Source organism: Paraburkholderia saeva (assembly GCF_907164555.1).
GTDB classification, from domain to species: domain Bacteria; phylum Pseudomonadota; class Gammaproteobacteria; order Burkholderiales; family Burkholderiaceae; genus Paraburkholderia; species Paraburkholderia saeva.
On the sequence record NZ_CAJQZC010000002.1, the window covers coordinates 601,974 to 619,180 of the forward strand.

At 63.3% G+C, this 17,207-nt stretch carries 15 protein-coding genes; 8 read left to right on the plus strand and 7 right to left on the minus strand.

What is annotated here, in order from left to right; genetic code table 11:
• Window positions 1-32 precede the first annotated feature (32 nt).
• The 6 genes from rfaE2 to LPA36_RS07005 all read right to left on the minus strand — a co-directional run bounded on the left by rfaE2 (window position 33) and on the right by LPA36_RS07005 (window position 6,471).
• Window positions 33-515: a D-glycero-beta-D-manno-heptose 1-phosphate adenylyltransferase gene (gene rfaE2 / locus LPA36_RS06980; RefSeq protein ID WP_228875401.1), complete on the minus strand. Its 483-nt coding sequence runs from the start codon at window positions 513-515 to the stop codon at window positions 33-35.
• 220 nt (window positions 516-735) lie between these two features.
• Entirely contained in the window at window positions 736-1,617 is an 882-nt protein-coding gene (locus LPA36_RS06985) for a ferritin family protein (protein ID WP_228875402.1), read from the minus strand.
• Between the two features lie 464 nt (window positions 1,618-2,081).
• On the minus strand, window positions 2,082-2,894 hold the full coding sequence (locus LPA36_RS06990; RefSeq protein ID WP_228875403.1) for a PhaM family polyhydroxyalkanoate granule multifunctional regulatory protein: 813 nt from the start codon (window positions 2,892-2,894) through the stop codon (window positions 2,082-2,084).
• A 172-nt stretch (window positions 2,895-3,066) separates the two neighbouring features.
• Window positions 3,067-3,921, minus strand: a complete 855-nt coding sequence (locus LPA36_RS06995) for an enoyl-CoA hydratase/isomerase family protein (RefSeq protein ID WP_228875404.1) — start codon at window positions 3,919-3,921, stop codon at window positions 3,067-3,069.
• A gap of 99 nt (window positions 3,922-4,020) precedes the next feature.
• Window positions 4,021-5,256: an ABC transporter substrate-binding protein gene (locus LPA36_RS07000; protein WP_228875405.1), complete on the minus strand. Its 1,236-nt coding sequence runs from the start codon at window positions 5,254-5,256 to the stop codon at window positions 4,021-4,023.
• A 222-nt stretch (window positions 5,257-5,478) separates the two neighbouring features.
• Window positions 5,479-6,471, minus strand: coding sequence for a fumarylacetoacetate hydrolase family protein (locus tag LPA36_RS07005; RefSeq protein ID WP_228875406.1), 993 nt, complete (start codon window positions 6,469-6,471; stop codon window positions 5,479-5,481).
• A 210-nt stretch (window positions 6,472-6,681) separates the two neighbouring features.
• On the opposite strand from LPA36_RS07005, the gene LPA36_RS07010 reads away from it, so the two are divergent.
• The 7 genes from LPA36_RS07010 (at window position 6,682) to LPA36_RS07040 (ending at window position 14,572) form a co-directional block, all read left to right on the plus strand.
• On the plus strand, window positions 6,682-7,530 hold the full coding sequence (locus LPA36_RS07010) for an IclR family transcriptional regulator (RefSeq protein ID WP_228875407.1): 849 nt from the start codon (window positions 6,682-6,684) through the stop codon (window positions 7,528-7,530).
• 35 nt (window positions 7,531-7,565) lie between these two features.
• A complete protein-coding gene (locus LPA36_RS07015) occupies window positions 7,566-8,783 on the plus strand; it encodes a DUF3108 domain-containing protein (protein ID WP_228875408.1) in 1,218 nt (405 codons plus the stop codon).
• A 192-nt stretch (window positions 8,784-8,975) separates the two neighbouring features.
• Window positions 8,976-9,764 carry an alpha/beta fold hydrolase gene (locus tag LPA36_RS07020; RefSeq protein ID WP_228875409.1) on the plus strand — a complete coding sequence of 263 codons (789 nt, stop codon included), beginning with the start codon at window positions 8,976-8,978 and terminating at the stop codon, window positions 9,762-9,764.
• A 118-nt stretch (window positions 9,765-9,882) separates the two neighbouring features.
• Window positions 9,883-10,140, plus strand: a complete 258-nt coding sequence (locus LPA36_RS07025; RefSeq protein WP_228875410.1) for a BTH_I0359 family protein — start codon at window positions 9,883-9,885, stop codon at window positions 10,138-10,140.
• Window positions 10,141-10,318: 178 nt separating this feature from the next.
• Window positions 10,319-11,389, plus strand: coding sequence for a homocysteine S-methyltransferase family protein (locus LPA36_RS07030; RefSeq protein WP_228875411.1), 1,071 nt, complete (start codon window positions 10,319-10,321; stop codon window positions 11,387-11,389).
• A complete protein-coding gene (metH, locus tag LPA36_RS07035) occupies window positions 11,359-14,205 on the plus strand; it encodes a methionine synthase (RefSeq protein WP_228875412.1) in 2,847 nt (948 codons plus the stop codon). The genes LPA36_RS07030 and metH overlap by 31 nt, the downstream gene beginning before the upstream one ends.
• A gap of 160 nt (window positions 14,206-14,365) precedes the next feature.
• On the plus strand, window positions 14,366-14,572 hold the full coding sequence (locus LPA36_RS07040; protein ID WP_228875413.1) for an acid-shock protein: 207 nt from the start codon (window positions 14,366-14,368) through the stop codon (window positions 14,570-14,572).
• Between the two features lie 144 nt (window positions 14,573-14,716).
• Here LPA36_RS07040 and LPA36_RS07045 read toward each other — a convergent pair whose 3' ends face one another.
• Window positions 14,717-15,043 carry a DUF1840 domain-containing protein gene (locus LPA36_RS07045; protein ID WP_228875414.1) on the minus strand — a complete coding sequence of 109 codons (327 nt, stop codon included), beginning with the start codon at window positions 15,041-15,043 and terminating at the stop codon, window positions 14,717-14,719.
• A 356-nt stretch (window positions 15,044-15,399) separates the two neighbouring features.
• Here LPA36_RS07045 and argS point away from each other — a divergent pair, with 356 nt between their 5' ends.
• Window positions 15,400-17,190 (plus strand): arginine--tRNA ligase, encoded by a 1,791-nt coding sequence (gene argS, locus LPA36_RS07050; RefSeq protein WP_228875415.1) that lies wholly within the window; start codon window positions 15,400-15,402, stop codon window positions 17,188-17,190.
• Window positions 17,191-17,207: the final 17 nt, after the last annotated feature.

Consider the following 17,207-nt stretch of genomic DNA (forward strand, 5'->3'; position numbering starts at 1 on the left):
AGCAGGCGGCGCGGGCAGCGCCGCTCGCCACATCAACCGGGCGTTCGCACCTTCTTGAGCAGCGCGGTGGTCGAGCGGTCGTGCTCGAACGGAATCGCGAGCGCACGGCCGCCCCAGCCGCGCACAAGAGCGGATTCGGGCAACACGTCCATGTCGTAGTCGCCGCCCTTCACCAGTACGTCCGGACGTAGCGCTTCGATCAGCGCAACCGGCGTCTGCTCTTCGAAACGCACCACCCAGTCGACACTTTCGAGCGCGGCGAGAAGCGCCATGCGGTCGGATTCATTGTTGATCGGGCGATCGTCGCCCTTGCCGAGCATGCGCACCGACGCATCGCTGTTCACGCCGACAATCAGCGTTGCCCCTAGCGCCTTCGCGTCCGCGAGATAGGTGACGTGCCCGCGATGCAGGATGTCGAACACGCCGTTCGTGAACACCACCGGCCCCGTCAGTGAAGGACGCAACGGTGCGAGCGCGTCGCGGGTCATGATCTTGCGTTCGAAAATGGCTGGCATGGCGAGGAAATCAGAAAGATGAACGCGGCGTGACTGCAATGCACGCCGACGCCGGTTCGTTGAAAAACAGGATTGCGCGTCCCGGTTCCGGATTGATCGCAGCACCTGGACGCCAGCAGGAACAACGGCCCGGAAAGCTTGCGCTTGCCGGGCCGTTTCGATTCCTGGCCGTGCCCAATGCGATCGTCACGAAACGAACGGATCGGGCCAGCGCGATGCGTCAGGCCGGTTGTTGCTGCGGTGCGCCGGCACCCTGCTCTGCCTGAAGACGCGTCACCACTTCCTTGCGGTAGCGGTTCAGTTCCTGCGCCGTCGTGAACGTGCGCTCGAACAGGATCGACAGGTTGTGCAGAATGCGCTCGACCACCTTCTTTTCCCAGCCGTCGTCGAAGCGGATCTGCTCGTCCAGCCAGCGTTCGAGCCATTCCGGATCCGGCAGACGCGACTGGATCGTGTCGCGCGGGAACAGCGCCTGGTTCACGTGCAGGTTCGTGGGATGCAGCGGCTTTTCCGTGCGACGCGCCGAAGCCATCAGCACGCCGATCTTCGCGAATGCAGCACGCGCGATATCGCCCGTTTGTGCCATCGCCTTCTTCATGTAGCGCAGATACGCGCCGCCATGACGCGCTTCGTCGCGCGAAATGGTTTCGTAGATGTGCTTGATAACCGGCTCGGTATGCCATTCAGCCGCGCGGCGATACCAGTGGTTCAGGCGGATTTCGCCGCAGAAGTGCAGCATGAGCGTTTCAAGCGGCGGCGCCGGATCGAATTCGAAACGCACGGCGTGCAGTTCCTCTTCCGTCGGGCACATTTCCGGTTTGAAGCGGCGCAGATATTCCATCAGCACCAGCGAATGCTTCTGCTCTTCGAAAAACCAGACGCTCATGAATGCCGAAAAATCGCTGTCGTGATGGTTGTCGCGCAGGAACATTTCCGTGGCGGGCAACGCCGACCACTCGGTGATCGCGTTCATCTTGATGGTGGCTGCCTGCTCATCGGTGAGCAGCGACGCATCGAATGTGGACCACGGAATGTCCTTCTCCATGTCCCATCGAACGGATTCGAGCGATTTGTAAAGTTCCGGATAAAGCATGGTGTTCATAGTCCCACCCCTGTTCTGCGCATACGACGTCTGTTTGTATCTGTTTGCTGCGAGCGAGCCTTAAGCCCGCTTTCGCGACCTGGGAAGCATTCAATTTTACGCGGTAATCGGGCGTCCAGATGCACCGTCAGGCAAAGAAGCCTGCGGCTAAATGTGCACTTTCGAAAACCGGAGTTTCTTGAATCGGTCGACCGTGGGTGAGGAAAAACCATGCCTGGGTCGGACCGGCCCGCGCCGGACTGCACCGTCGAACCCGCTGCCGGCCCAGCCGGCGGAGGTTCGAGCTGCTCGAGTCGTTGTTTTCAGTGCGCGCAAACGGGCCCAAAAAAGCTTACAGGATGATAGCACGGGCCCTGTGACAGTTCAGCGGAAGGCACGGCCGGCGCCGCCCCGGATTGTGGCGCCAATGCCGCAACTTGCGCCCGCGCATTGCGCGAGCGCAAAAACTGCACGTTCAGTTGTGCTCAGGCCCCTGAAGCGGGCGTTTTCTTCGGGGCGCGGCCTTCGCCAGCACTTTTCGACGACGGCGCGCGTTTCGCGGCCGGGCGCTTCACCGCGCCAGACGGCTTCGGCGCGGCCTCGCCGGCTGGCGCCGCGGCGCCGGCGGCATCGGGCGCGTCGGCATCGTGCGCCGCTTCGGCCATATCTTCCGCCGTGGCGGTTGCGCCCGGCGCTGCCGCCGGCTGCGCCATCGCGAACTGCGCCAGCTGGTTGAACTGCGACTGCAGCAGGTTCCACCACGCCGAGGTGTCGAACGGCGGGGTTTGCGCGGCTTCACCCGCTTCCTCCGCTCCTCCGGATTCGGTGGACTTCGTTGCGGCGGCATCGGTTTGTCCAGCCGATGACGCCACTGGCTGCGACATCCACGATGGCATCGGCGAAGGCGAGGACGCCGCTCCCGGCGCAGTCGCCGCCGGCTTCATCGACGACTGCGCGAACGCGCCGAACGCCCGCAATGTGGCAAGCGTCGCGCGCTGTACTTCGAGCGCCTGAATCGCCGATTGGAGCATGTTCAGGTTCAGCTTCAGCCATTGCTCGACGGCGCGCATGTCGGTGATGCGCTTGTCGAGTTCCTCGACGTTCGTGAGCGGCGCCATCATGTCGGACATCATCGAAAGCGACGGCCCCAGACCTTGCGCGGCGCCCGCCTGCGCGCCCGGAAAAGCGGAGCCGAACGGCGTTAGCCGCATCATGTCCCACATCCGGTCGAGCATTTCAGCGGGCGGAAAACCCGGGAAGCCGGGAAAGGGCGGCGTGGAGCCGGTTGTATCGGTCATTGGTTTTCTCCTCGCACCTGAAAATGGCGGAACGCGGCAACGCCGCCCCCGATTCGTCCGATCATACCGCGCGTCTCCGCGCGCCAGAAAACCCGGCACCGTGCTCACGCAAAGGCCCGCGCGCCAGGACGTGGACGCATCGCGCGGACGTCACGCCATGCTGCCAGCGGCATCAGAACGGATCGCCGCGTCTGAAGTCGGGCGCGCGGCGCTCGCGCAACGAGCTTACCCCTTCGCGCACGTCGGGGCCGGCAAAGCCCATGAATTCAAGCGCAAGCGAAGCATCGAAGGTCGGTCCCGCCGAGCGCAGCCAGTTGTTCAGCGCGTACTTCGTCCAGCGGATTGCCGTCTGCGAACCGCTCGCGAGTTTCTGCGCGACCTCGAAGGCTTTCGGCAGCAGATCGTTTTCGTCGACCGCCAGCGAAACGAGACCGATCCGCTCTGCCTCTTCTCCGCTCACCGGCTCGCACAGCATCAGGTAGTACTTCGCCTTCGCCATGCCGCACAGGAGCGGCCACACGATCGCCGCGTGATCGCCCGCCGCGACGCCAAGGCGCGTATGACCATCGATAATGCGCGCGCTCTTCGCCGCGATCGAGATATCGGCAAGCAATCCCACGACAAGCCCCGCGCCGACCGCCGGTCCGTGCATTGCGGAAACCACCGGCTTGCTGCAGTTGATCACGCTATAGACGAGGTCACGCGCCTCACGCCACACGCGCGTGCGCACGTCGAAATCGGTGGCCATCTGCTCGACGAGCCCGAGATCGCCGCCCGCCGAAAAGCCCTTTCCCTCACCGCGGATCACCGCGACGCGCACTTCCGGATCGCGGTCAATATCACGCCAGATATCCGCGAGTTCGCGATGCATGTGCGCATCGGCGGTCGCGAGGCCGCTTTTGTTCGCGCCTTCGCCACTCATCACGACCTCGAGAATGCCGTGCGAATGACGCCGCAGGCGCAGCGCGTGATAACCGGCGTAGAAATCCGGATTGGGTGTGCCGTGGGCTTGCGAATCGTGAGACATGGCAGTCGATCCAGTAGAACAATGCGTTTCGGAAGGCGGCGAGAGCAACCATCCTGCAGGGGACCCGAGCAAGTCCCGTGACGGGCGCACATTCGCGCTTCAGCGCGCCTGATACACCCACTTGCCATCGCGAATCTCCACCATGACGCGGGCGCGCTGGTCGAGGCCAAGGTGATCAGTCATGCTCATGTTGACAATACCATTGGTGTCCGCGAGGCCGCGCGTCGCTTCGAGCGCGTCGCGCAGCGCCTGACGGAATTCGGATGTGCCAGGGGCGGCTGTCTTCAGCGCGATCGGCACCGCGTTACCCAGCAGCAGCCCGGCATCCCACGCGTACGAACCGAACGCCGATACGCTGCCCACGCCATGCTGGGCCTCGAAGCGGGCGATGTAGTCGAGCGCGAGCCGCTTTGCCGGATGGTCGACCGGCAGTTGCGCTGCGACCAGCACCGGGCTCGCCGGCAGGAATGTGCCGTTGCAGTCGGCACCGCACACGCGCAGGAAGTCGTTATTGCCCACGCCGTGGTTGTGATAGATCAAGCCCTTGTAGCCGCGCGACTTCAGCGTCTTGGGCGGCAGTGCCGCGGGCGTGCCGGCAGCGCCGACGACCACTGCATCGGGATTCGCCGCCATGATCTTGAGAATCTGGCCCGTCACACTCGGATCGGTGCGATTGAAGCGCTCGTTCGCGACAACCGTGATCTTGTGGAGCTGCGCGAACTTCGCAACTTCCGCGTAAAAGGTTTCGCCGAGCGCATCCGCCTGGCCAATGTATGCAATCGTCTTCACGCCATGTTCGCTGGCGTGCTCCGCGATCGCCGAAGCCATCATCGCGTCGGTTTGCGGCGTCTTGAACATCCAGTGACGCTTTGCGTCCACCGGCTCGATGATCTTCGCCGACGAAGCAAGCGAGATCGTCGGCGTCTGCCCTTCGGCGATCACGTCGATCATGGCGAGCGTATTCGGCGTGATCGACGAGCCGATGATGGCGTCGACGTGTTCTTCGGAGATCAGCTTCTTCGTGTTCTGAACGGCCTGGGTGGTGTCCGATGCGTCGTCGAACACGAGATATTCGACTTTCTGGCCGGCCAGTTCTTTCGGAAACAGCGCCACGGTATCGCGCGCCGGAATGCCCAGCGAGGCGGCCGGCCCCGTCAGCGACAGCACGACGCCAATCTTCACCTGGGCTACCGCGGAGACAGGAAGCGCAACGCTCACCGAGATAGCAAGCCCCAGCGCGAGCCGTTGAAGCGCGCGAGCCGGGACAGCGCGGCCGCCGGTGTGAACCGCTGTCCGGGGACGCCCGGATCTGGAAATGAACGACCGGATTCGCATGCAAGTCTCCTCACCGTGGCAATGTGTTTTTGTACTGCCATTCCCTGTTTCGACGGAGATTTCCGTGCGTCGCGCGCGCGGCACAGGCCGCCGTGCAGGCGCGCGCGTGTCAGCGCGTGTGTCAGTGTAGCGATGCCTGCATGCGACGTAATCGGGCGAAACCCTCCTGAAAGGTCGCCTCGGTGTCAATCACGCCCAACCCGGGGATTCCCTCAGCACGGATCAATGCGCCCCTTCGACCGGCGCGACCGACTGGTCGATCGAGCCAAAAATCGACTTGCCGGCTTCGTCGAACATCTCGATCTTCACGGTATCGCCGTATTTCATGAATTCGGTCTGCGGCGCGCCGTGTTCGATCGTTTCGAGGCAACGTTTCTCGGCGATGCAGCAATAGCCGCGCTTTGCGTCCTTGTTCGACACGGTCCCGGAACCGACGATCGCGCCCGCCCGCAGGTTGCGCGTCTTTGCCGCGTGCGCGACCAGCTGGCCGAAATGAAACACCATGTCGGTGCCGGCGTCCGGCTGCCCGACTTTCCTGCCGTTCCAGTGCACGATCATTGGACGATGCACGCGCCCTTCGCGCCAGTGCTCGCCAAGCTCGTCGGGCGTGACGGCCACCGGGGCAAATGACGTCGCCGGCTTGCTCTGAAAGAAGCCGAACCCCTTGGCGAGTTCGGCGGGAATCAGGTTGCGCAGCGAAACGTCGTTCACGAGCGTCACGAGGCGCACGGCCTTGAGCGCCTGTTCGGCTGTGACGCCCATCTTCACGTCGCCGGTGATGACGGCCACTTCGGCTTCGAAGTCGATGCCGAATTCTTCCGAAGCGCACACGATGTCCTCTTTCGGGCCGATGAAGTCGTCGCTGCCGCCCTGGTACATCAGCGGGTCGGTCCAGAATTCCGGCGGCATTTCGGCGCCGCGCGCGCGGCGCACCAGTTCGACGTGATTCACATACGATGAGCCGTCGGCCCACTGGAACGCCCGCGGCAGCGGCGCCATACAGGCTTTCGCATCGAACTGGAACGTGTTGCGGGCGCGGCCCTGATTCAGCGCGTCATACAGATCGATCAGTTGCGGCGCATAGAAGGTCCAGTCGTCGAGGACGCGCTGGAGCGTCGGCGCAATCGCGTCCGCGATCGCCGCGGTGTGCAGGTCGCGGGACACGACGATCAGTTGACCGTCGCGCGTGCCGTCCTTCAGCGTGGCAAGTTTCATAGGCGATTTCAGCAGTGTGGATGACGATAGAAGGAATCTATTCTACGATGGTGAATCGTCGCAGCCCAAACGCGGGGAATTTGTGAGCATTCACGCGCCGGGCTGCGGTACCGCGGACGGCGGCGCAAGTCTGCTAACGTTCGCTGTCTGTTTCCACACGCTACCGTGTACACGCCGGGCGCGATTCCGTCCGATTTCACTGCAAGAGCAATGCATTCAACCGACATCGATCCCACCGACGACGACGCAACCGACACGCACGAGAGCGGTGAAGAAAAACTGCGTTCGGGCATCCAGTCGATCGAAGTCGGGTTTCGCCTGCTGGAGGTGCTCACCGAAGAGCCGCGCGCAATGATGCTGCGCGACCTCGCCCAGCGCGCGGGCATGAGTCCGGCGAAAGCGCATCGCTATCTGGTGAGCTTCCTGCGACTTGGCGTGGTCGCCCAGGATCCGCTGTCCGGGCGCTATGAGCTCGGCGGCTTTGCATTGCAGTTGGGTCTCGCGAGACTGGCGCGCGTCGACGGCGTGAAGCTCGCGCGCATCGCGCTGGCCGAAATGCGCGACCAGTTCGATTTCACGGTCGGCATCGCCGTGTGGGGCAATCAGGGGCCGACTGTCGTGCACTGGATGGAATCGAGTCATCCAGCGAAAGCGTCGCTCAAGTTAGGCGATGTGATGCCGCTGCTCGGCTCCGCAACGGGTCTGCTGTTCGCCGCCTGGCTGCCCCGCAGCAAGACAGGTGCGATGATCGAGCGCGAGCTTGCCGATTCGCGACGCTCAACCTGGGCGCACGCGCTGCGCACGCACGAAGATGTCGAGGCCGCGCTGGCCGACGTGCGTGAACACGGCGCGGCACGCGTCGAGGGTATGCTGCTGCCCAATATTCATGCGTTCTGTATGCCGGTATTCGATTCGACCGGCGATCTCGCGCTGGGTCTGATCGCGCTTGGACATGAAGGCGCGTTTGATATCCGCTGGAATGGGACAGTCGACACGGCAATGCGCGAATGCGCGGCGAAGCTGTCGTATGAACTGGGTTACAGCGCGCAGCCCCGCTGATCCACGCACCCACACTCACCGGTCCACACGTATCGATGTTGTCGCAATCTGCCGCTTCCCGTCCTGAACGCACACCGCGCGCCTTGCGCTGGATTGGCGTGCTGCTTCTCGTGCTGGTGCTGCACTGGATCGCCGCGGAATGGGTCGAGCGTCATCGCAGTGCTGCACAGCCACTCGAACCGGACCATGCGCCCGTGCAGGTCGCACTGCTCAAGGCCGAGCGCGTCGAACAGGCGCCCGCGAACACCAGGCTGCCATCGGCTGCGCCCGCTCGCGCTGCCCGCACACGCGCGCGGAGCGCGCATGTGCTGACCATCACACGCCCCGCAACCAGGCATGCCGTAACAGCGCCACCGGCCGCCGACAGCACGCCCGATGCCGCTTCATCTGAAACGGTACCGGCTGCATCGCCCGCCTCGTCAACCGGCGTCGCGGCCGCTGCGAGTGCCGCATCGGAAACAGGGAGCGCGCAGGCATCGCAGGGCGTGAAGTTCTCCGTGCCGCCCTCGGGCGATCTCCAGTACGACACCTTCTACAACGGCGTGCGTAACCAGCCGGGCACCATCCACTGGATGAGCGACGGCCACACCTACGAGATGATCGTTTCGGTACCGCTGCCGTTCGTCGGCACCTTCAGCTACGCGAGTCACGGCCACGTCGACGCGTTCGGCATCGCACCTGACCAGTACATCGAAAAACGCGGCCGTCGCGCCGAAGACGTGACGATCTTCAATCACGCTGACAGGAAAATCGCGTTCACGCGCACACCGACCACGCTTGCCCTACCCGACGGCGCGCAGGATCGCTTCAGCATGATCATGCAACTGGCGAGCCTTGTGCGCGGTGACCCCGCCGCGTACCGACCGGGTGTCACGCGCGAGTTCTATGTCGCGGACAACGATAGCGGCGAAATCTGGCCCATCGAAACGATCGGTGACGAAAGCGTGCGCGTGCCGGACGGCTTCGTCGAGGCGCGTCACTTCATGCGTCTGCCGCGACGCGAAGGCGACCGGCGACGCATCGATGTATGGCTTGCGCCATCGCTTGGCTGGTTGCCTGTGCGGCTCGTGCAGACCGAACCGAACGGCACGCAGATCGAACTGCGCTGGCGCGGCAGGATTCCCGCGCCCGATTCAAACGGCGAAACGATCGCGCCGGCTCCGACCGGCGAGAACAACGAAACAGGCAACGACGACACATCCAACCCATCCGCACTATCAAACGGCCCAGGCGGCACCATCGAAAAACCCTGAGTGCAGCGAAGTTTTCCCAGGATTTCAGAAACTTCTCGCCGACGGTTCACTCGCATACTGTGCAACGCACGTTTGCCCGCGCGGACCTCGAGACCCGTCGCGACCTGTCGGTGCCGGCCGAACAGGTGCGAAAGACAGACAGCCTCACGCGCGCAGCAGACCACCCACCGCATGTATATCGATGGAGCCTTTATGCAACTGAACATCAACGGCCTCGAAACCCGCTATGTCCTGAGCAACGAAGGGGGTGGCCCATGGCTCACCTTCATTCACCAGCTGGGCGGCGATCTCTCGGTCTGGGATCAGCTCGCGGGCTATTTCCGCGACGACTACACCGTGCTTCGCTACGACGTGCGCGGGCACGGTCATACCGCTGTTCCCAACCAGCCGTTTAGCATTGCCGATCTGTCCCGCGATCTCGCCGCGCTACTCGAGGCGCTCGGTGCGTCACATACCCATCTCGTCGGTATGTCGATGGGCGGCATGATCGCGCAGCAGTTCGCACTCGATCATCCATCATGCATTGATTCGCTGACGCTTGCCGATACGGTGAGCAGCACGCCGCCAGAAGCCCGTGCCATATGGGATCAGCGCGCCGCCACGGCACGTCGCGAAGGTATGTCCGCACTCGTTCCTGCGACATTGAGCCGCTGGCTGACCCCCGACTTCCAGAAAGCGCATCCGGAAGCCGTTGAACAGATCGGTGAAGTGTTGTTGCGAACACACACCGAAGGATTCGCACTCGCGTGCGAAGCATTGCGCGATTTCGACGTGAGCGAGGACGTCAAACGAATCGACAAACCCGCGCTGGCCGTTGCTGGGCGCTACGATACCGGCACATTGCCGGCCGCCACGCAGGCTCTTGCAAATGCCATTCCCGGCTGCCGTTTCGAGCTGCTGGAAGCCGCCCATCTTGCACCGGTTGAACAATCGCACCGTTTTGCCGCGTTACTTGAAACGTTTCTTGCCGCTGGGGTCTAAACTGTAGATCCGGACCTTTCACCCGCGTTACTCCGGGTCCACCCCTTGAATTCCACACCATATGCTCCATCTACGGCGCAGGAATGGCCAGGAGCCAACGGAAATAAGGAGTGTCGCCATGCAGATGATCTACAACAGCCCCAACTATTGTGTTGTCGAGTTCCCGCCGGAAGACGGCCACCTCGCCATGCGTTCCGGTGGCTACGAGATTGTTGACAAGACCATGCAGCGCGAAATCTACATTGATGGTGCAATGGCGGCACGCTTTCGCGAACACGTACAGAAACTGATTGAAGAAGAACCGTCGCTCGACGAAGTGGACGAATTCCTTGGCCAGTTCGACAGCCTGATGCATCAACCGGTGATCCTCCACTAGGCGTCGCCCGGGCGACACTTCCTCGAAACCCCGTCCGGCATGCCGGACGGGGTTTTTCTTTTGCCGCGTGAAAACCGCGCGCCAGACGACATCGCACATGCCCCTCGAGGGCGAAGGCATGCCGCTCCGGCTACAATGACGCGTTTACCGCATCTTTCAGGCGCAAGCCTTGCCAGCCATGAACCAGCCTGCCCAACCCGTTGCTCCAGAACGCTCCGCTGCGGCCTACACGCGCGGCACCGCGCTGCCAGAACTCCTGAAATCGCGCATCCTGATCCTGGACGGCGCGATGGGCACGATGATCCAGCGCTACAAGCTCGACGAAGCGGGCTATCGCGGCGAGCGTTTCAAGGACTACGGTCGCGACATCAAGGGCAACAATGAGCTGCTCTCGATCACGCAGCCGCAGGTCATCAGCGAGATCCACGAGCAGTACCTCGCTGCGGGCGCCGACATTCTCGAAACCAACACTTTCGGCGCAACCCGTATTGCGCAGGCCGACTACGGCATGGAAAGTCTCGCGATCGAAATGAACCTCGAATCGGCAAAGCTCGCGCGCGCAGCCTGCGACACATACTCGACGCCCGACAAGCCGCGCTTCGTTGCGGGCGCAATCGGGCCGACGCCGAAAACCGCAAGCATTTCTCCAGACGTAAACGATCCGGGCGCACGCAACGTCACGTTCGACGAACTGCGCACCGCGTACTACGAACAGGCGAAGGCGCTGCTCGATGGCGGCGTCGACCTGTTCCTCGTCGAAACCATTTTCGACACGCTGAACGCCAAGGCCGCGCTGTTCGCGCTCGACGAACTGTTCGAGGACACGGGCGAGCGTCTGCCCATCATGATCTCCGGCACCGTGACCGATGCATCGGGCCGCATCCTGTCCGGCCAGACGGTCGAGGCCTTCTGGAATTCGCTGCGTCACGCGAAGCCGCTCACGTTTGGCCTCAACTGCGCACTCGGCGCGGCGCTGATGCGTCCGTATATCGCCGAGCTTTCGAAGCTCTGCGATACGTATGTGTCGTGCTATCCGAATGCGGGCTTGCCGAATCCGATGAGCGATACCGGCTTCGACGAACTGCCCGCCGATACGTCCGGGCTGCTAAAGGAATTCGCGCAGGCCGGGCTCGTGAACATTGCGGGCGGTTGCTGCGGCACGACGCCGGAGCACATCGCCGCCATCGCGAAGGCGCTGGCCGACATCAAGCCGCGCAAGTGGCCAACGCAGTACCGCGACGCGGCCTGACACGCCCATCCGTTGTCCGGCGCGTTGTCGGGCTTAGCCCGGACAACGCGTACGTAACAAGCCAACACCGCAGCACGCAACCGAATCAGGCACAAGACATGACCGATCACACCATGCGCCTCTCCGGCCTCGAGCCGTTCAACGTCACGTCCGGCACGCTCTTCATCAACGTTGGTGAGCGCACCAACGTAACCGGCTCAAAGGCGTTCGCGCGAATGATCCTGAACGATCAGTTCGACGATGCGATCGCGGTCGCGCGGCAGCAGGTCGAGAACGGCGCGCAGGTCATCGACGTCAACATGGACGAGGCGATGCTCGATTCGAAGGCGGCGATGGTCCGCTTCATGAACCTGATCGCCTCCGAGCCGGACATCGCGCGCGTGCCGATCATGATCGACTCGTCAAAGTGGGAAGTGATCGAAGCCGGCCTGAAGTGCGTGCAGGGCAAGGCCATCGTGAACTCGATCTCGCTGAAGGAAGGCGAAGAAGCGTTCCGTCATCACGCGAGCCTGATTCGCCGTTACGGCGCGGCAGCCGTGGTCATGGCGTTCGACGAAAAAGGCCAGGCCGATACGTTCGAACGCAAGACGCAGATCTGCAAGCGCTCATACGACTTCCTCGTGAACGAGGTCGGCTTTCCGCCGGAAGACATCATCTTCGATCCGAACATCTTCGCGATTGCGACCGGCATCGAAGAACACAACAACTACGCGGTCGACTTCATTAACGCGACGCGCTGGATTAAAGAGAACCTGCCGTACGCGAAGGTGAGCGGCGGCGTGTCGAACGTCTCGTTCTCGTTTCGCGGCAACGATCCGGTGCGCGAGGCGATCCACACCGTGTTCCTCTACTACGCGATCCAGGCGGGTATGGACATGGGCATCGTCAACGCCGGCCAGCTCGGCGTGTATGCCGACCTCGATCCGGAACTGCGCGATCGCGTCGAAGACGTCGTGCTGAACCGTCGCGCCGATGGCACCGACCGTCTGCTCGAAATCGCCGATAAATTCAAAACCGGCGCAGCGAAGAAAGAAGAGAACCTCGAATGGCGCAACCAGCCGGTCGAGAAGCGCCTCGCACACGCACTCGTTCTCGGCATCACGAACTTCATCGTCGAAGATACCGAAGAAGCGCGCGCGAAGATCGCGGCCGACGGCGGCCGTCCGATCAATGTCATCGAAGGTCCGCTGATGGACGGTATGAACGTCGTCGGCGATCTGTTCGGTCAGGGCAAGATGTTTCTGCCGCAGGTCGTGAAGTCGGCGCGCGTGATGAAGCAGGCCGTCGCGCACCTGATTCCGTTCATCGAAGAAGAAAAGAAACTGCTGGCCGAAGCCGGCGGCGACGTGCGCGCGAAAGGCAAGATCGTGATCGCCACGGTCAAGGGCGACGTGCACGACATCGGCAAGAACATCGTTTCAGTGGTGCTTCAGTGCAATAACTTCGAAGTGGTCAACATGGGCGTGATGGTGTCGTGCAACGACATCCTTGCGAAGGCGAAAGTCGAAGGCGCGGACATCATCGGTCTGTCGGGCCTTATCACGCCGAGTCTCGAAGAGATGGCGTACGTCGCGTCGGAAATGCAGCGCGACGACTACTTCCGCGTGAAGAAGATTCCGCTGCTGATCGGCGGCGCGACGACGTCGCGCGTGCATACGGCCGTGAAAATCGCGCCGCATTACGAAGGGCCGGTGGTGTACGTGCCGGACGCATCGCGTTCGGTTTCGGTGGCATCGAGCCTGCTGTCCGACCAGGGCGCGGCAAAGTACCTCGAAGACCTCAAGACAGACTACGACCGTATCCGCGACCAGCACGCGAACAAGAAGGCGCAGCCGATGGTCACACTGGCCGAAGCGCGCGCGAACAAGACGAAGATCGACTGGAGCGGCTATCAACCGGTGAAGCCGAAGTTCATCGGCCGCCGTGTGTTCAGGAATTTCGACCTGAACGAGCTGGCCGCCTATATCGACTGGGGCCCGTTCTTCCAGACGTGGGATCTCGCGGGTCCGTACCCGGCGATCCTGAACGACGAGATCGTCGGCGAATCGGCGCGCAAGGTGTTTTCCGACGGCAAGTCGATGCTCGCGCGCCTGATCCAGGGCCGCTGGCTGCAGGCCAACGGCGTGATCGCACTGCTGCCCGCCAACACCGTGAACGACGACGACATCGAGATCTACACCGACGAATCCCGCTCGGAGGTCGCGCTGACCTGGCGCAACCTGCGCCAGCAGAGCGTGCGCCCGGTCGTCGACGGCGTGATGCGGCCGAACCGGTCGCTCGCCGATTTCATCGCGCCGAAGGATTCGGGCGTCGCCGACTACATCGGCATGTTCGCGGTGACGGCCGGAATCGGCGTCGACGTGAAGGAAAAGCAGTTCGAGAAGGACCACGACGACTACAGCGCGATCATGCTGAAGGCGCTGGCCGACCGCTTCGCGGAAGCGTTCGCCGAAGCGATGCACGCCCGCGTGCGGCGCGACCTGTGGGGCTATGCAACGGACGAAACGCTCTCCAACGACGATCTGATCGGCGAAAAGTACAAGGGCATCCGCCCGGCGCCAGGCTATCCGGCGTGCCCGGACCACCTCGTCAAACGCGACATGTTCGACTATCTGCAGGGCGGCGACATCGGCATGAGCGTGACCGAATCGCTCGCGATGCTGCCGGCGGCAAGCGTGTCGGGCTTCTATCTCGCGCATCCGGACAGCACGTATTTCTCGGTCGGCAAGATCGGCCAGGACCAGCTGGAGGACTATGCACGGCGCGCCAGCCTGTCGGCCGCCGACGCCCGCCGGGCGCTCGCGCCCCAGCTGTAAGGGCAGCCCGCGCCAGACGGACTATATCGTTGCGCATATAAGCTGAATATTTCACGCAGCTTAATTTTCGGCTTTGTAGACTGCGGTAGCCTGACCCTGCCAGACGCGGCCAAAAAACGCGTCGGTTCAATGACTTGCAACCGTCACGGAGAAAACTCGCATGAAGAAGCTGATGCTGATGTTGACTGGACTTTCACTCGCTGCCGGCGCTTCGGTAGCGCTGGCGCAACAGCCGGCGGCCCCGGCCCAGGCGAGTGCGGTCAGTTCGTACTCGCCGCCCACCCAGAAGCACGTGAAGAAGCCGAAGAAGGCCAAGAAGGGCGCCTCGGCACCGATGGCCGCACCGGCCGACGCCGCCAGCCAGTAAGCGTACCGGCGATCCGTCAGCAGCAAATGAAAGAGCCCGCGGCAAGCGGGCTCTTTTTTGTCCGGTGAAATCGATGCGCACGATGGCATCCCGCGCCATCAGCGCGTACGGTCAGGTCAGCACACTGGCGCGCCGCCAGTGCCGTCAGATGCCCCAGAGGACGTCTGTATTTTCCTTCTGCGCCGCGCGCAGCATGTCGAGGAACGGGAACGCGCGTTGCGCGAGGCCGATCGGAATCTCATGGCGATCGTGGCCTTCTTCCCCTTCGTGGAAGTGGCCTTCGTGCTCGGCGCGTTCTTTCTTGTCCGTTTGAATCGCGGCTTCGAGTTTCGTGATGGCGGTGTCGAGCTCATCGTGCGCGATGACGCCGCGCTCACCCAGCCGCTTGCCGACGATACCGACCAGATACTGGGCGAGGTTCTCCAGCATCACTACGTCCGGGCAGGCGTGGCATTTGAAAGTAATCAACATGACATTTCCCTTTTCGTTTTGTTGGATCCGCGCGTGCGGCGCCGCTCCGAACGCGTCCGCGCTAGTCCCACCGGCGCTTTCGCGCGAGCCGGCGGCCCCGGCTGTGGCCGGGTATCTCATTGGACATATTAGCACCTGCTAAAATCCGTCTGAACGGAAAAGCGCCGACTTGCACGCCGGACAGGGCTTTGCTGGCAGGGTCACGCGCCGCGATGGCGGACATGCCGATGGCGCCGCCCCGGCCATCACGCCACGGCGCCCGCTTTCCACCCCATTCGACGGACCGGCCGCAAGCATCACACTGCCCCGGCGCCGCGCCCGAACACACGGACTGTCTCACTGGACTCGCAACAAGCATGCTGCCTGCACATAAACAAATCCTCGAAACCCTCTTCGCCGATGCCGTGAAGCAGGTCGCCCAGGCGACCCAGGGCGCGACCGAAGCCACCTTCGTCGAGCCGGTGATCACGCTCGAACGCCCGAAAGTCGCCGCGCACGGCGACGTCGCGTGCAACGTCGCGATGCAGCTCGCCAAGCCGCTGCGCGCGAATCCGCGCCAGCTCGCGCAGCAGATCGTCGAAGCCGTGCTCGCGCATCCGAAGGCGGCGGGGCTCGTCGAAGGTGCCGAAGTGGCGGGCCCGGGTTTCATCAACCTGCGTCTTGCCGCGACCTCGAAACAGGCCGTGGTCGGCGCCGTCTTCGCCGAAAAAGAAGCGTTTGGCCGCTCGACGCGCGAAGCCGGCAAGCAGGTGCTCGTCGAATTCGTGTCGGCGAACCCGACCGGGCCGCTGCACGTGGGTCACGGCCGTCAGGCCGCGCTCGGCGATGCGCTGTCGAACGTGCTTGCTTCGCAGGGCTACGCCGTGCATCGCGAGTTCTACTACAACGACGCCGGCGTGCAGATCGCCACCCTCGCCGCCTCGACCCAGGCACGCGCCCGCGGTTTGAAGCCTGGCGACGCCGGCTGGCCGGAGTCGGCCTACAACGGCGAGTACATCGCCGACATCGCACGCGACTACCTCGCGGGCGAAACCGTGTCGGCAAGCGACGGCGAGCCGGTCAAGGGCGAAGGCGACGTTGAGAACATCGACGCGATCCGCCGCTTTGCCGTGGCGTATCTGCGCCACGAGCAGGACATGGACCTGCAGGCATTCGGCGTGAAGTTCGACCAGTACTATCTGGAATCGTCGCTGTACAAGGAAGGCCGCGTCGAGAAGACCGTCGAGGCGCTCGTCGCCGCGGGCAAGACGTACGACCAGGAAGGCGCGCTGTGGCTGCGCACGACTGACGACGGCGACGACAAGGACCGCGTCATGCGCAAGACCGACGGCACGTACACGTACTTCGTGCCGGACGTGGCGTATCACGTCGCGAAGTGGGAACGCGGCTTCACGAAGGTCATCAACGTGCAGGGCTCGGACCACCACGGCACGATCGCGCGCGTGCGCGCCGGTCTGCAGGGGCTCGGCATCGGCATTCCGAAGGGCTATCCGGACTACATCCTGCACAAGATGGTCACCGTGATGCGCGATGGCGCCGAGGTGAAGATCTCGAAGCGCGCGGGCAGCTACGTGACGGTGCGCGACCTGATCGAATGGTCGGGCGGCGCGACGCCGGGCACCGAAGTGTCGCCCGACCTGCTCGACGAAGAGACGATCCGCCGTGGCCGCGACGCCGTGCGCTTCTTCCTGATCTCGCGCAAGGCCGACACGGAATTCGTGTTCGACGTCGACCTCGCGCTCAAGCAGAGCGACGAAAACCCGGTGTACTACGTGCAGTACGCGCATGCGCGGATCTGCTCGGTGCTGAACGAATGGAAGTCGCGCTACAACGCCGACGAGGCCATTCTGCCGGCGACCGATCTTTCGCCGCTCGTCACGGAACGCTCGCTCGCACTGCTGCAGAAGATCGCCGAATTCCCGGACATGCTCGAACACGCCGCGAACGAACTCGCGCCGCACGCGGTCGCGTTCTACCTGCGCGACCTCGCCGGTGAATTTCACTCGTTCTACAATGACCGCGCCGAGCGCGTGCTGGTCGACGACGAAGCCGCCCGCAACGCGCGCGCCGCGCTGCTCGCCGCGACGCGTCAGGTGCTGGCCAATGGCCTCGCGACGATCGGCGTTTCGGCTCCCGACAAGATGTAATTCCCGTCGTGCGACTC